The sequence below is a fragment of the Streptomyces sp. NPDC006624 genome (assembly GCF_040611555.1).
Lineage (GTDB): Bacteria > Actinomycetota > Actinomycetes > Streptomycetales > Streptomycetaceae > Streptomyces.
This window is the reverse complement of record NZ_JBEXOM010000009.1, coordinates 95,705-110,012: the sequence shown is the minus strand read 5'-3', so window position 1 is coordinate 110,012 and position 14,308 is coordinate 95,705. Positions and strand designations below refer to the sequence as shown.

Genomic DNA, 14,308 nt, shown 5'->3' with positions numbered 1-14,308 from the left:
TTATCGGGTTCCCCACATGTAGGTCTGCTTCTTGAGCTTGAGGTAGACGAAGCTCTCGGTGGAGCGCACTCCGGGTACCGCCCGGATGCGGCGGTTGATGACGTCCAGGAGGTGGTCGTCGTCCTCGCAGACGATCTCCACCATCAGGTCGAAGGAGCCGGCGGTCATCACCACGTACTCGCACTCGGACATGGCCGTCAGCGCGTCCGCGACCGACTCCACGTCGCCCTCGACGTTCACGCCGACCATCGCCTGTCTGCGGAAGCCCACGGTGAGCGGGTCCGTGACGGCGACGATCTGCATCACGCCCTGGTCGAGCAGCTTCTGGACGCGCTGGCGCACGGCCGCCTCCGACAGGCCCACGGCCTTGCCGATGGCGGCGTACGGCCGGCGGCCGTCCTCCTGCAGCTGCTCGATGATGGCGAGGGACACGGCGTCCAGCTGCGGCGAGCTGCCGTTCCTGGACTCACGGGAGGACTCGCGGTGCTCCCGCGAGCCCTTCTGGTCTGCGCTTCGACTGGCCACGGGGTCACTGTGCACGAGGTCTCGACACTTCCGCAAGCCGTAATCGATGAAATCCGTTGTTTACGTGTCCGAGGGCTGCGGATTCCGCACGATCGAAGGGAGCGGGGGTGTTGAAAACGTGGGTCGGCGGACTAGGGTGGGTGTCTCAAGTAATGGACATCCGAACTGGAGGGCCGGCAGTGAGCACCGAGCTGCGTCGTCTGCGCAACTACATCGGCGGTGAGTTCCGGGACGCCGCCGACGGACGGACCACCGAGGTGGTCAATCCCGCGACGGGCGAGGCGTACGCGACCGCTCCGCTGTCCGGGCAGGCGGACGTGGACGCCGCGATGGCGGCGGCCGCCGAGGCCTTCCCCGGCTGGCGCGACACCACGCCCGCGGAGCGCCAGAAGGCCCTGCTGAAGATCGCGGACGCCTTCGAGGAGCGCGCCGAGGAGCTGATCGCGGCCGAGGTGGAGAACACGGGCAAGCCCATCGGGCTGACCCGCTCCGAGGAGATCCCGCCGATGGTCGACCAGATCCGCTTCTTCGCGGGCGCGGCGCGGATGCTGGAGGGCCGCTCGGCCGGCGAGTACATGGAGGGCCTGACCTCCATCGTGCGCCGCGAGCCGGTCGGCGTCTGCGCGCAGGTCGCGCCGTGGAACTACCCGATGATGATGGCCGTGTGGAAGTTCGCCCCGGCGCTCGCGGCGGGCAACACGGTCGTGCTGAAGCCGTCCGACACCACCCCGGCCTCCACGGTCCTCATCGCCGAGATCATCGGCTCGATCGTCCCCAAGGGCGTCTTCAACGTCATCTGCGGCGACCGTGAGACCGGCCGCATGATGGTCGAGCACCCGGTCCCGGCGATGGCCTCCATCACCGGCTCGGTGCGCGCCGGCATCCAGGTCGCCGAGGCCGCCTCCAAGGACGTCAAGCGCGTCCACCTGGAGCTGGGCGGCAAGGCGCCGGTCGTGGTCTTCGAGGACACCGACATCGCCAAGGCCGTCGAGGACATCTCGGTCGCGGGCTACTTCAACGCCGGCCAGGACTGCACGGCCGCCACGCGCGTGCTCGTCCACGAGTCCATCCACGACGAGTTCGTCTCCGCGCTGGCGAAGGCCGCCGCCGACACCAAGACGGGACAGCCGGACGACGAGGACGTGCTCTACGGGCCGCTGAACAACCCCAACCAGCTCAAGCAGGTCGAGGGCTTCATCGAGCGGCTGCCCGCGCACGCGCGCGTGGAGGCCGGCGGCAAGCGGGTCGGCGACAAGGGCTACTTCTACGCGCCGACCGTCGTCTCGGGCCTGAAGCAGGACGACGAGATCATCCAGCAGGAGGTCTTCGGCCCGGTCATCACCGTGCAGTCCTTCCGCGACGAGGACCAGGCGGTCGAGTGGGCCAACGGCGTCGAGTACGCCCTCGCCTCCTCCGTGTGGACCAAGGACCACGGCCGCGCCATGCGGATGTCCAAGAAGCTCGACTTCGGCTGCGTGTGGATCAACACCCACATCCCGCTGGTCGCCGAGATGCCGCACGGCGGCTTCAAGAAGTCCGGCTACGGCAAGGACCTGTCGGCCTACGGCTTCGACGACTACACGCGGATCAAGCACGTGATGACGTCGCTGGACGCGTAACTCTCGCACCGCCGAGCGGCCCCGGACGGTTCCCTGCCGTCCGGGGCCGCTCGTGCGTCCGGGGGCGGGGGCCGCTTCGAAGGCCGGGGGCTACTTTTGAACGCGTTCAACTCGGGCGTAGAGTGCGCCTCATGAGCGACAGAGCCGCCCTGCTGAAGGGCATCCGTGCGTGGCTGGTCTTCTTCGTGGTGTGTCTGGTGCTCAGCGGCGCCACCGCCTTCCCCCTGGTCCACGAACTGCGGTGGGCCGAGAGCCTGTTGCAGGCGCTGTCCGTGGGCGAGTACCTGCCCGGCCTGACGGAGTGGATCGGGCGGGTGCGCGAGGGGCTCGACCGCGCGGACGCCGAGTACCCCTTCCTCCTGTACGGCACGGACTGGCTGGCCTTCGCGCACCTGGTGATCGCGGTCGCCTTCTACGGGCCCTACCGCGATCCGGTCCGCAACATATGGGTCGTCGAGTTCGGGATGATCGCCTGCGCCGGCGTCATCCCGCTCGCCCTGATCTGCGGACCGGTCCGCGGCATCCCCTTCTGGTGGTCGGTGATCGACATGGCGTTCGGTGTGTTCGGGGTGATCCCGCTGTACGTCGTGCGACGGCGGATCAAGCGGCTGGAGGCGCTGACCGCGCCGGTGGCCGCCGTCCCGGTACCCGGCGTCTGAACCGGCGTCTGAACCGGCAACCGTGGTCCGCGCCTTCGGCGAGACCAGGCGGCCGGGCAGGCTCCGTCACCGCCTCGTCCGCGGCACCGGCACGGACGACGCGCCGGTGCCGCGGCGCCCCACCTCACCTCACCCGCGAAGCCCGGGCCGATCCGGTCACCCGCGCGGGCCGGGCCGATCCGGTCACCCGCGAGGCCCGGGCCGATCCGGTCACCCGCGAGGCCCGGGCCGACCGGTCACCCGCGAGGCCCGGGCCGACCGGTCACCCGCGCGGGCCGGGCCGCTCCGGCGACGGCGCCGCGGCGTTCGCGCGCGCCGCGCACAGCACGTCCACGCGGTTGGTCGTGATCGAGTCCACGCCCGCGGCCAGCAGTCGGCGCATGGAGCGGCGTGTGTCCGGCGTCCAGACGGACAGCAGGTAGCCGTCGCGGTGGACCCGGTCGGCGAGTGCACGGTCCACCAGCGGGAAGCGGTAGTTGAGCCAGCGCGGGCGGATCGCCTCCAGCAGCACGGGCCGCGGCGGGGCGAGCGTCGTCCAGGTGAGGGCGATCTCGGCCGCCGGGTCGGCGGCGCGCACGGCGAGCATGGCGTCGGCGCCCGCGCAGTAGTAGACGCGGTCGGCCGCCCCGGCCTCCCGGACGGCGTCCGTGACCCGGCGCACCTCCCGCACGCCGGGCGAGCCGGGCAGGTCGACCATCACGCGGTGCCCGCCGGTCGCGGCCAGCGCCTCCGCCAGGGTCGGCACACCGCCGCCGGTCAGCCCGCGCACCTCGTCCCAGGACAGGGCGAGCAGCGGGCGCTCCAGTTCCCAGAGCCGCTTCAGCGTCGCGTCGTGCAGCAGCACGGGCACGCCGTCGCGGGTCAGCCGTACGTCGATCTCCACCGCGTCCGCGCCCCGGGCGAGGGCGGACCGCAGGGAGGCGACGGTGTTCTCGCGCACGCGGTAGGGGTCGCCCCGGTGCGCCACGGCGGTCACCGTCCGCCCGGGCCGCTGTGCCGTGGACGTCACCGGCCGAGCCACGCGGCGGTGTACGCGTCGATCTCGTCCGTGATCCTGGCCCGGCCGGCCGCGTCCAGGAAGGACGCCTCGACGGCGTTCTTCGCCAGCTCGGCCAGGCCGCGCTCGTCGAGGTCGAGGAGGCGGGCGGCGACGGCGTACTCGTTCTCCAGGTCGGTGCCGAACATCGGCGGGTCGTCGGAGTTGACGGTCACCAGGACCCCGGCCTCCACGAACTCCCTGATCGGGTGCTCGTCGAGGGTGCGCACCGCGCGGGTGGCGATGTTGGAGGTCGGGCACACCTCCAGCGGGATCCGCCGCTCGGCGAGGTGCGCCAGCAGCTTCGGGTCCCGCGCGGCGCTGGTGCCGTGCCCGATGCGCTCGGCCCCCAGATGCGTCAGGGCGTCCCACACCGTCTCCGGGCCGGTGGTCTCACCGGCGTGCGGCACGGAGCGCAGCCCGGCCGCGATCGCCCGGTCGAAGTAGGGCTTGAACTGCGGGCGCGGCACCCCGACCTCCGGTCCGCCGAGCCCGAAGGAGACCAGCCCCTCCGGGCGCAGCCGGTCGTCGGTGGCGAGCCGGGCCGTCTCCTCGGCGGCCTCCAGGCCCGCCTCGCCGGGGATGTCGAAGCACCAGCGCAGCACGGTCCCGAACTCGGCCTCGGCCGCCTTGCGGGCGTCCTCGATCGCGTCCATGAAGGCCCGCTCGTCGATCCCGCGCCGGGTGGAGGAGAACGGCGTGATGGTCAGCTCGGCGTACCGCACCTGCTGCCGGGCCAGGTCCCGGGCCACCTCGTAGGTCAGCAGCCGGACGTCCTCCGGGGTGCGGATCAGGTCGACGACCGACAGGTACACCTCGATGAAGTGCGCGAAGTCGGTGAAGGTGAAGTACTCGGCCAGCGCCTCGGGGTCGGTCGGCACCCTGGAGTCCGGGTGCCGCGCGGCCAGCTCGGACACGATCCGGGGGGAGGCGGAGCCCACGTGGTGCACGTGCAGTTCGGCTTTGGGCAGCCCGGCGACGAACTCCTTCAGGTCGCGCGGGGCACGGGGGTCGACGAGATGCTCGGTCAAGGGTTCCTCCCCGGAACGGCGCCCTGCCCGGCTCGTGGCCGGCGGGCGCGGGTGATCGGCTGATCGGTGACTCGGATTCATCGTATGCGGTGGCCGCGGCCCGCCCTCAGGGGTGCGGGACGGCCGCGGAGCGCGGCTCGCCGTGCGCCTCGCCGCGGGGGCGCGGCCGGGCCCCGCGCCCCCGCCCTGTGGCCCGCGCCGTACCGCCCCGTAGCATGGCGGCACGATCGACCCAGGGGGGATGCGCCATGACGGACCCGACGCAGCCGGACGGTGGCGGCGGCCACGACCCGTGGGCGCCTCCGGAGCACAAGCCGTCGCTCGACAAGAACCCGGCACCGGGCCCGCCGTCCGTGCACGACCAGGCCACCGTCACCTCCATGCCCAGCGTGGGCTTCACGCCGCCCGTCGGCACGCCCCCCTTCGACGGCACCGGCTCCGGCGCCGCGGTCCCGCCCCCGCCCGTCGCCCCCACCGGCCCGGCGACCGGCGGCTACGGCTACCCCGGCTACCCGCAGTCGGGCTACGGCTGGCCCGGTATGCCCCCGGCCCCGCAGAACGGCCTGGGCATCGCCGCCATGGTGCTCGGCATCGTCTCCTGCACCCTGTTCTGCCTGTACGGCGTGGTCTCCCTGGTCACCGGCATCCTCGCCGTCGTCTTCGGCATCAAGGGCCGCAAGCGCGCCGAGGCCGGTGTCGCCACCAACCACGGCCAGGCCCAGGCGGGTCTGATCATGGGCATCATCGGGATCATCCTCGGCATCGCGGTGATCGTCCTGATCGCCGTCGGCATCACGGCCGCGATCAACAGCGACGACCCCTACGACGAGGACCCCTACTACGGCGCCCTGGCGCCCGTGGCCACCGCGCCCCTCCAGCGCTGAAACACCCGTATTACGCGGCGGACTTGGCCACTACGATTCCCTGGTCTGACCAACGGAGGGGAGATCGTCATGTCCAACACCAATCCCACGCCCGGTGGCTTCGGCCCACCGTCCCAGCCGCCGCAGCAGCCGGCCCCCGGCTACGGCTTCCCGCAGCAGACCGGCCCGGGCTACGGCTACCCGCAGAGCGGTCCCGGCTACCCGGCCGCGCCGCCCGTGGGCTACCCGCAGGCCCCCGGCTACGGGATGCCGGCGCAGCCGAGCAACGGCATGGGCACCACGGGTCTGGTGCTGGGCATCATCGGCGTGGTCTGCAGCGTGACCTTCATCCTGTGGTTCTTCGGCGTGATCCTCGGCATCCTGGCGATCATCTTCGGCGCCATCGGCCGCGGCAAGGCCACCCGCGGTGAGGCCACGAACCAGGGCGCGGCGACCGCCGGCCTGGTCTGCGGCATCATCGCCACCGTGATCCTGCCGCTGCTGGGGTTCCTGCTCTTCGCGAGCATCATGGGCGGACTCGGCGCGGCGGCCTGAACGGACGCTCCACCAGGGGCCGGTCCCGGACCGGCCCCTTGTTCATGCCCCGGCGGCCCGTGCCCCGGCCGCCCGCAGCCGCTGCCGGGCCTCCATCAGCGCGAAGCCCAGCAGGTTCGGCCCGCGCCACCGCTCGGGATCCGTCGCCGCCTCGTCGTCCGCGGCCAGCCCGGTGCCCCAGACCCGGTCCACGGGGCTCGCCTCCACCAGCACCCGGTCACCGGTGCCGAGCAGGAACTCCCGCAGCCGCGGATGAGCGCCGAACTTGTGGACGCTGCCCTCGACGACGATCCGGAACCGCTCCCGCGCCCATACCGTCTCGTCGAAGCCGCGCACCAGCCGCCCCGCCTTCTTCGCCCCGGCGGGATGCCCGGCGGCGAGCACGGACCGCTCCGCCGCCGCGTCCTGGAAGAGCCGGGCCTTGGCCGCCATCATCCAGTGCTCGGCCGTCGCGTACTCCACGCCGTCCACCGAGAACGGCGCCGGCCACCACTGGCTCAGGCAGCTCGCCCCGATCCGGCCGTCCGGCCGCGGCCGGTGTCCCCAGAACTGCAGATACCTGACCCTCGCACCCGCGTGGACCGCCCTGATCAGGGCCTCCCGCGAGTCGATCGCCCCCGTGATCTCCACCATGCGGGCGAGTCTGGCACGCGCCACCGACACAGCGTCCCGCCTTTTCGCGGTGGACTCGACACCTGGTCGACAGATTCCGTCGCGTAACCAAAAATAAACAACGGAATCCCTTGTTGGCCTGTCGTCCCTCTGTCAGGATCGGCACTCAAATCGAGCCTGAGCCACGCCGGCCCCAGTGGGGACACGGAGGAGAGCCACATGCACAATCCGGGCACTGCCACCCCGGACCGATTCCCGGCCGAGGAGCGCTTCGCGGCGGGCGCGCAGTTCATCGCGGGCCGCCCGGCCAGGGGCACCTCCGGCCGGACGCACGCGGTCGTCGACCCGGCGTCGGGCGAGGAGGTCCTCACCTACGAACTGGCGGGCACGGCCGACGTCGACCGGGCCGTCGCCGCCGCCCGCGCGGCCTTCCCCGGCTGGGCGGGAGCCACCCCCGGCGAGCGGTCCGACGCGCTGCACCGCTTCGCCGCGGTCCTGGCCGAGCGGGCCGAGGACTTCGCCCGCGCCGAGTCGCTGCAGTGCGGCAAGCCGCTGAAGCTGACCCGCGAGTTCGACGTCCCGGGGACGATCGACAACACCGCCTTCTTCGCCGGTGCCGCCCGGCACCTGCAGGGCCAGTCCGCCGGTGAGTACTCCGGCGACCACACCTCGTACGTCCGGCGCGAGCCCATCGGGGTCGTCGGGTCGATCGCGCCCTGGAACTACCCGCTGCAGATGGCCGCCTGGAAGATCCTCCCGGCGATCGCCGCGGGCAACACCATCGTCCTGAAGCCCGCCGAGCTCACCCCGCTGACCTCGCTGCTCTTCGCGCAGGCGGCCACCGACGCCGGGATCCCGGACGGTGTGATCAACATCGTCACCGGCACCGGCAAGGAGGCCGGGGAGCACCTCGTCGGCCACCCCGACGTGGCCATGACCTCCTTCACCGGCTCCACCGCCGTCGGCAGGCGCGTCGCCGAGGTCGCCACCGCCACCGTCAAGCGCCTGCACCTGGAGCTCGGCGGCAAGGCCCCGTTCGTGGTCTTCGACGACGCCGACGTGGAGGCCGCCGCCCACGGCGCGGTGGCCGGGGCGCTCATCAACACCGGGCAGGACTGCACGGCCGCCACGCGCGCGTACGTGCAGCGGCCGCTGTACGAGGAGTTCGTCGCGCGGACCGCGGCGCTCATGGAGACCGTCCGGCTCGGCGACCCCTTCGCCGCCGGCACCGACCTCGGGCCGCTCGTCTCGCACGCCCAGCGCGACCGGGTCGCCGGGTTCGTCGACCGGGCCCGGTCCTACGCGCGCGTGGTCACCGGCGGCGAGGCACCCGGCGGCGAACTCGCCAAGGGCGCCTACTACCGCCCCACCCTGATCGCCGGCGCCGCCCAGGACAGCGAGGTCGTCCAGTCGGAGATCTTCGGACCGGTCCTGGTCGTGCTGCCCTTCGACACCGACGACGAGGGCATCGCGCTCGCCAACGACACCCCCTACGGCCTCGCCGCCTCCGCCTGGAGCCGGGACGTGTACCGCGCCAACCGGGCCACCCGCGAGATCAAGGCGGGGTGCGTGTGGGTCAACGACCACATCCCGATCATCAGCGAGATGCCGCACGGCGGCTACAAGTCCTCCGGCTACGGCAAGGACATGTCCGCGTACTCGTTCGAGGAGTACACCCAGATCAAGCACGTCATGTTCGACAACACCGCGGTGGCCGCGAAGGACTGGCACCGCACCGTCTTCGGGGACCGATAGTCGTAGCAGGCCGCCCGACCCGCGGCCGCCCACCCTCCGAAAGGGCACCACGCGCATGGAGCAGTACGAGCCCGACCGCCTGTCCCCGGCCCAAGTGGCCGCCATGCGGCGCAGCTTCACCAACGGCAGGGCCGCCCTCACCCGGCGCTCCCTGCTGCGCGCCTCCGCGGGCGGCGCGCTCGCCGCCGGCGGTCTCGGGACACTGAGCGCCTGCGGCATCCCGGCGGCCGGTCAGTCGCAGGGCGGCGTCCCGGCCGAGGACCGCTCGGCCAAGGAGAAGACGGTGACCTTCTCCAACTGGACCGAGTACATGGACGTCGACGACAGCGGAAAGCGCCACCCGACGCTGGAGCAGTTCCGCGAGCGCACCGGCATCAAGGTCAAGTACACCGAGGACATCAACGACAACAACGAGTTCTTCGGCAAGATCAAGCCGCAGCTCGCCGCGGGCCAGGACACCGGCCGCGACCTGATCGTCCTCACCGACTGGCTGGCCGGCCGCCTCATCCGCCTGGGCTGGGCGCAGAAGCTCGACCCGAGCAACCTGCCGAACGCCTACGCCAACCTCTCGGCCCAGTTCCGCAGCCCCGACTGGGACCCGGGCCGCGCCTACTCCTACGTCTGGCAGGGCATCTCCACCGTCATCGCGTACAACAAGAAGGCCCTCGACGGCGTCGAGGTGAAGTCCATCTCCGACCTGCTCGACAACCCCAAGCTCAAGGGACGCGTCGGCTTCCTGTCGGAGATGCGCGACAGCGTCGGCATGACGCTGCTCGACATGGGCAAGGACCCGGCCGACTTCACCGCCGACGACTACGACGCGGCCATCGCCCGCCTGCAGAAGGCCGTGGACAAGGGCCAGATCCGCCGCTTCACCGGCAACGACTACACCTCGGACCTGACCAGCGGCGACTTCGCCGCCTGTGTCGCCTGGGCCGGTGACGTCGTCCAGCTGAAGGCGGACAGCCCCGACATCGACTTCCTCATCCCGGACAGCGGCTACATGACGTCCACCGACAACCTGCTGATCCCCAACAAGGCCCGGCACAAGACGAACGCCGAGCGGCTCATCGACTTCTACTACGAGCCGAAGCCGGCCGCCGAACTGGCCGCGTACATCAACTACGTGTGCCCCGTCGACGGCGTGAAGGCCGAGCTGGCGAAGATCGACGAGGACGCGGCGAACAACCCGCTGATCATCCCCGACAAGGCCATGGCGGCCAAGTCGCATGCCTTCCGCTCGCTGAGCTCGAAGGAAGAGACCGAGTTCGAAGCGAAGTTCGCGAAGCTGACGGGGGCGTGACCACCATGACGAACACCACCGGCCCCGGCGGCGACGTCCGCCTCACGGGCATAGCCAAGACCTACGGCTCCTTCACCGCCGTCCACCCGCTCGACCTGACCGTGCCGCAGGGCTCCTTCTTCGCCCTGCTCGGCGCCTCCGGCTGCGGCAAGACCACCACCCTGCGCATGATCGCCGGCCTGGAGGAGCCCACCGCCGGCACCATCTCGCTCGGCGACCAGGACGTCACCGGACTCCCGCCGTACAAGCGCCCGGTGAACACGGTCTTCCAGTCCTACGCGCTCTTCCCGCACCTCGACATCTTCGAGAACGTCGCCTTCGGCCTGCGCCGGCGCGGCCTGAAGTCGGTCAAGAAGCAGGTCGAGGAGATGCTGGAACTGGTCCAGCTCGGCGAGCAGGCGCGCAAGAAGCCGCACCAGCTCTCCGGCGGCCAGCAGCAGCGCGTCGCCGTGGCCCGCGCGCTGATCAACCACCCCAAGGTGCTGCTGCTCGACGAGCCGCTCGGCGCCCTCGACCTCAAGCTGCGCCGCCAGATGCAGCTGGAGCTCAAGCGCATCCAGACCGAGGTCGGCATCACCTTCATCCACGTCACGCACGACCAGGAGGAGGCCATGACCATGGCCGACACGGTCGCCGTGATGAACGCGGGCCGCGTCGAGCAGCTCGGCTCCCCGGCCGACCTCTACGAGAACCCGCGCACCACGTTCGTCGCGAACTTCCTCGGCACCTCGAACTTCATCGAGGCCGAGGTCGACTCCACGAGCGGCGGGGAGATCGTCCTGAAGGCGGGCGGCGGCAAGCTGGTCCTGCCCGAGGCGCGCTGTTCCGCCCCGGCGGCCACCGGCGGCAAGGTGCTGGTCGGCGTCCGCCCGGAGAAGATCTCCCTCACGCACGCGGACGACGCCGGGGAGATCCCGGAGGGCCGCAACCGCATCACCGGCCGGATCGCCGACTCCAGCTTCATCGGCGTCTCCACGCAGTACGTGGTCGACAGCCCGGTCTGCACGGACTTCGAGGTCTACGTCCAGAACATCGACCGCGACCCCCGGCTCGCGCCCGGCGCCGAGGTCGTCCTGCACTGGAACCCGGACCACACCTTCGGCCTGGACGCCGCCCAGGACGCCGACGCCGGAGTGGAAGAGGCGGCCTGATGTCGACACTCACCGAGGCGCCACCGCCGCTCACCCCACAGGCGCCCGAAGCGAAGCCGCCGAGGCGCCGGGGCCGCCTGACCCCGTACTGGCTGCTGCTGCCCGGCATCCTCTGGCTGCTGGTGTTCTTCGCGCTGCCGATGATCTACCAGGCCTCCACGTCCGTGCAGACGGGCTCCCTGGAGGAGGGCTACAAGGTCACCTGGCACTTCGCCACGTACTGGGAGGCGCTGTCGGAGTACTGGCCGCAGTTCGTCCGCTCGGTGCTCTACGCCGGCACCGCGACGATCCTGTGCCTGCTGCTGGGCTACCCGCTGGCGTATCTGATCGCCTTCCGGGCGGGCCGCTGGCGGAACCTGATCATGATCCTGGTGATCGCGCCGTTCTTCACCAGCTTCCTGATCCGCACCCTGGCCTGGAAGACGATCCTCGCGGACGGCGGCCCGGTCGTCGGCGCCCTCAACACGCTGCACGTCCTGGACGTGACCAGCTGGCTGGGCCTGACCGCCGGGGACCGCGTGCTGGCCACCCCGCTGGCGGTCATCTGCGGTCTGACGTACAACTTCCTGCCGTTCATGATCCTGCCGCTCTACACCTCGCTGGAGCGCATCGACGGCCGGCTCCACGAGGCGGCCGGGGACCTGTACGCGCGGCCCTGGACGACCTTCCGGAAGGTCACCTTCCCGCTGTCGATGCCCGGCGTCGTCTCCGGCACGCTGCTGACCTTCATCCCGGCGGCCGGTGACTACGTCAACGCCGACCTGCTCGGCTCGACCGACACCCGCATGGTCGGAAACGTGATCCAGACGCAGTTCCTCAGAGTGCTCGACTACCCGACGGCGGCGGCGCTCTCCTTCATCCTCATGGCGGCCATCCTCCTCATGGTCACCCTCTACATCCGCAGGTCCGGGACGGAGGATCTGGTCTAAATGCCCTTCGTCAACTGGCTCAAGAGAAATCTCGTGGTCATCGCGGGACTGCTGACCCTCGGCTATCTGCTCCTGCCGAACGTCATCGTCACGGTGTTCTCCTTCAACCGGCCGAAGGGGCGCTTCAACTACGAGTGGCAGCAGTTCTCGCTGGACGCCTGGAAGGACCCCTGCGGGGTCTCCGACCTGTGCGGCTCGCTGTCGGTCAGCCTCCAGATCGCCGTCTGGGCGACCCTCGGCGCCACCCTCCTCGGCACACTCATCGCCTTCGCGCTGGTCCGCTACCGGTTCCGCGCCCGCGGCGCGGTGAACTCGCTGATCTTCCTGCCGATGGCGATGCCCGAGGTCGTCATGGCCGCCTCGCTGCTCACCCTGTTCCTCAACATGGGCGCCCAGCTGGGCTTCTGGACGATCCTCATCGCGCACATCATGTTCTGCCTGAGTTTCGTCGTCACGGCCGTCAAGGCACGCGTGATGTCGATGGACCCGAAACTGGAGGAGGCCGCGCGGGACCTCTACGCGGGCCCGTTCCAGACCTTCGTCCGGGTCACCCTGCCGATCGCGGCACCCGGAATCGCCGCGGGCGCGCTGCTCGCCTTCGCGCTCTCCTTCGACGATTTCATCATCACCAATTTCAACGCCGGCTCGACCGTCACCTTCCCCATGTTCGTCTGGGGTTCGGCGCAGCGCGGAACGCCCGTCCAGATCAATGTGATCGGAACGGCCATGTTCGTCATCGCCGTGCTGCTCGTGCTGGTTTCCATGGCGGTCGGAAACCGCCGCAACAGACAAAAGGCATGACCGTAGGGAGTTGAAATCATGGCCCCGAGCGCCATGAACCGGTGGACTCGTTCGCTCTCCGACGCCCAGCCCGTCCCGTACTGGCTGGACGACCCCGGCCGGCCCCGTGCCGAACCCGCCCTCACCACCTCCGAGACCTGCGACCTGCTGGTCGTCGGCGGCGGCTACAGCGGACTGTGGACGGCGCTGAACGCCAAGGAGCGCGACCCCGGACGGGACGTGGTGCTGGTGGAGGGCCGCGAGGTGGGCTGGGCCGCCTCCGGCCGCAACGGCGGGTTCTGCGCCGCCTCCCTCACCCACGGCCTGCCCAACGGTCTCGCCCGCTGGCCCGGCGAGATCCACACGCTCCAGGAGCTGGGCGCCCGCAACCTCGACGCCATCGAGGCGGCGGTCGCCCGGCACTCCATCGACTGCGACTTCGAGCGCACCGGCGAGATCGACGTGGCCACCGAGCCCTACCAGGCGCGGGAACTGCGCGACTGGCACGAGGAGACCTCCCGGCGCGGTCTCGCCGACGGCGTCGAGTACCTGGACGCCGACGCCGTACGGGAGCAGGTGAACTCACCCACCTTCCAGGCGGGCCTGTGGGACCGCAGGGGCGTCGCCATGCTGAACCCCGCCAAGCTCGCCTGGGGATTGAAGCAGGCGTGCGTGAGGCTGGGCGTCCGCGTCTACGAGCACACCCCCGCGCTCGACCTGAAGCCCTACGGCCCGGGCATGGCCGTGCGCACCCCCTACGGCCGCGTCCGCGCCCGCCGGGTCGCCCTGGGCACCAACATCTTCCCCAACCTGGTCCGGCGCGTGCGCTCCTACACCGTCCCGGTCTACGACTACGCCCTGATGACCGAGCCGCTCACCGAGGACCAGCTCGCGTCGATCGGCTGGAAGAACCGCCAGGGCCTCGGCGACAGCGCCAACCAGTTCCACTACTTCCGCCTGTCCGCCGACCACCGGATCCTGTGGGGCGGCTACGACGCGATCTACCCCTACGGCGGCCGCGTCCGCGCCGAGTACGACGACCGGCCCGAGACCTACGCCAAGCTCGCCGGGCACTTCTTCACCTGCTTCCCGCAGCTGGAGGGCGTCCGCTTCACCCACGCCTGGGGCGGCGCGATCGACACCTGCTCCCGCTTCTCGGCGTTCTTCGGCACGGCCCACCAGGGCAGGGTGGCGTACGCGGCCGGGTACACCGGGCTCGGGGTCGGCGCCACCCGGTTCGGTGCCGACGTGATGCTGGACCTGCTGTCCGGTGAGCGCACCGAGCGGACCGAGCTGGAGATGGTCCGCAGGAAGCCGCTGCCCTTCCCGCCCGAGCCCTTCGCCTGGACGGGCATCGCCCTCACCAAGTGGTCCCTGGCCCGCGCCGACGCCCGGGGCGGGCGCCGCAACCTCTGGCTGCGGACGATGGACCGGCTGGGGCTGGGCTTCGACAGCTGAACCGGCGGCGGAACGGCCCGGTGGTGTGAGCC

At 71.1% G+C, this 14,308-nt stretch carries 14 protein-coding genes; 10 read left to right on the top strand and 4 right to left on the bottom strand.

Annotated elements, in window-relative coordinates:
- Entirely contained in the window at positions 1-540 is a 540-nt protein-coding gene (locus ABZY20_RS18735) for an Lrp/AsnC family transcriptional regulator (protein ID WP_356442634.1), read from the bottom strand.
- A 164-nt stretch (positions 541-704) separates the two neighbouring features.
- Between ABZY20_RS18735 and ABZY20_RS18730 the strand changes: the two genes are divergently transcribed.
- Positions 705-2,144 (top strand): gamma-aminobutyraldehyde dehydrogenase, encoded by a 1,440-nt coding sequence (locus ABZY20_RS18730; RefSeq protein ID WP_356442633.1) that lies wholly within the window; start codon positions 705-707, stop codon positions 2,142-2,144.
- A 131-nt stretch (positions 2,145-2,275) separates the two neighbouring features.
- Positions 2,276-2,803, top strand: coding sequence for a hypothetical protein (locus ABZY20_RS18725; RefSeq protein WP_356442632.1), 528 nt, complete (start codon positions 2,276-2,278; stop codon positions 2,801-2,803).
- A 262-nt stretch (positions 2,804-3,065) separates the two neighbouring features.
- Here ABZY20_RS18725 and ABZY20_RS18720 read toward each other — a convergent pair whose 3' ends face one another.
- Both ABZY20_RS18720 and ABZY20_RS18715 read right to left on the bottom strand, forming a co-directional pair.
- Complete coding sequence (locus ABZY20_RS18720; RefSeq protein WP_356442631.1) at positions 3,066-3,812, bottom strand: glycerophosphodiester phosphodiesterase; 747 nt, start codon at positions 3,810-3,812, stop codon at positions 3,066-3,068.
- Positions 3,809-4,951: an adenosine deaminase gene (locus ABZY20_RS18715; protein ID WP_356442630.1), complete on the bottom strand. Its 1,143-nt coding sequence runs from the start codon at positions 4,949-4,951 to the stop codon at positions 3,809-3,811. The genes ABZY20_RS18720 and ABZY20_RS18715 overlap by 4 nt, the downstream gene beginning before the upstream one ends.
- Positions 4,952-5,118: 167 nt before the next feature.
- Here ABZY20_RS18715 and ABZY20_RS18710 point away from each other — a divergent pair, with 167 nt between their 5' ends.
- Together ABZY20_RS18710 and ABZY20_RS18705 are read left to right on the top strand one after the other, a co-directional pair.
- Positions 5,119-5,754: a DUF4190 domain-containing protein gene (locus tag ABZY20_RS18710; RefSeq protein WP_356442629.1), complete on the top strand. Its 636-nt coding sequence runs from the start codon at positions 5,119-5,121 to the stop codon at positions 5,752-5,754.
- Positions 5,755-5,823: 69 nt separating this feature from the next.
- Positions 5,824-6,288: a DUF4190 domain-containing protein gene (locus tag ABZY20_RS18705; protein ID WP_356442628.1), complete on the top strand. Its 465-nt coding sequence runs from the start codon at positions 5,824-5,826 to the stop codon at positions 6,286-6,288.
- A 42-nt stretch (positions 6,289-6,330) separates the two neighbouring features.
- Here ABZY20_RS18705 and ABZY20_RS18700 read toward each other — a convergent pair whose 3' ends face one another.
- A complete protein-coding gene (locus ABZY20_RS18700; protein WP_356442782.1) occupies positions 6,331-6,921 on the bottom strand; it encodes an NADAR family protein in 591 nt (196 codons plus the stop codon).
- 198 nt (positions 6,922-7,119) lie between these two features.
- Between ABZY20_RS18700 and ABZY20_RS18695 the strand changes: the two genes are divergently transcribed.
- Genes ABZY20_RS18695 through ABZY20_RS18670 form a run of 6 tightly spaced genes read left to right on the top strand, consistent with a single transcriptional unit; the run spans position 7,120 to position 14,276 of the window.
- Positions 7,120-8,655, top strand: a complete 1,536-nt coding sequence (locus ABZY20_RS18695) for a gamma-aminobutyraldehyde dehydrogenase (protein WP_356442627.1) — start codon at positions 7,120-7,122, stop codon at positions 8,653-8,655.
- Positions 8,656-8,710: 55 nt separating this feature from the next.
- Positions 8,711-9,958 carry a spermidine/putrescine ABC transporter substrate-binding protein gene (locus tag ABZY20_RS18690; protein WP_356442626.1) on the top strand — a complete coding sequence of 416 codons (1,248 nt, stop codon included), beginning with the start codon at positions 8,711-8,713 and terminating at the stop codon, positions 9,956-9,958.
- Positions 9,959-9,963: 5 nt separating this feature from the next.
- Complete coding sequence (locus ABZY20_RS18685) at positions 9,964-11,109, top strand: ABC transporter ATP-binding protein (protein ID WP_356442781.1); 1,146 nt, start codon at positions 9,964-9,966, stop codon at positions 11,107-11,109.
- A complete protein-coding gene (locus ABZY20_RS18680) occupies positions 11,109-12,038 on the top strand; it encodes an ABC transporter permease (protein WP_356442625.1) in 930 nt (309 codons plus the stop codon). The genes ABZY20_RS18685 and ABZY20_RS18680 overlap by 1 nt, the downstream gene beginning before the upstream one ends.
- On the top strand, positions 12,039-12,839 hold the full coding sequence (locus ABZY20_RS18675) for an ABC transporter permease (RefSeq protein ID WP_356442624.1): 801 nt from the start codon (positions 12,039-12,041) through the stop codon (positions 12,837-12,839).
- Between the two features lie 18 nt (positions 12,840-12,857).
- Complete coding sequence (locus tag ABZY20_RS18670; RefSeq protein WP_356442623.1) at positions 12,858-14,276, top strand: FAD-dependent oxidoreductase; 1,419 nt, start codon at positions 12,858-12,860, stop codon at positions 14,274-14,276.
- Positions 14,277-14,308: the final 32 nt, after the last annotated feature.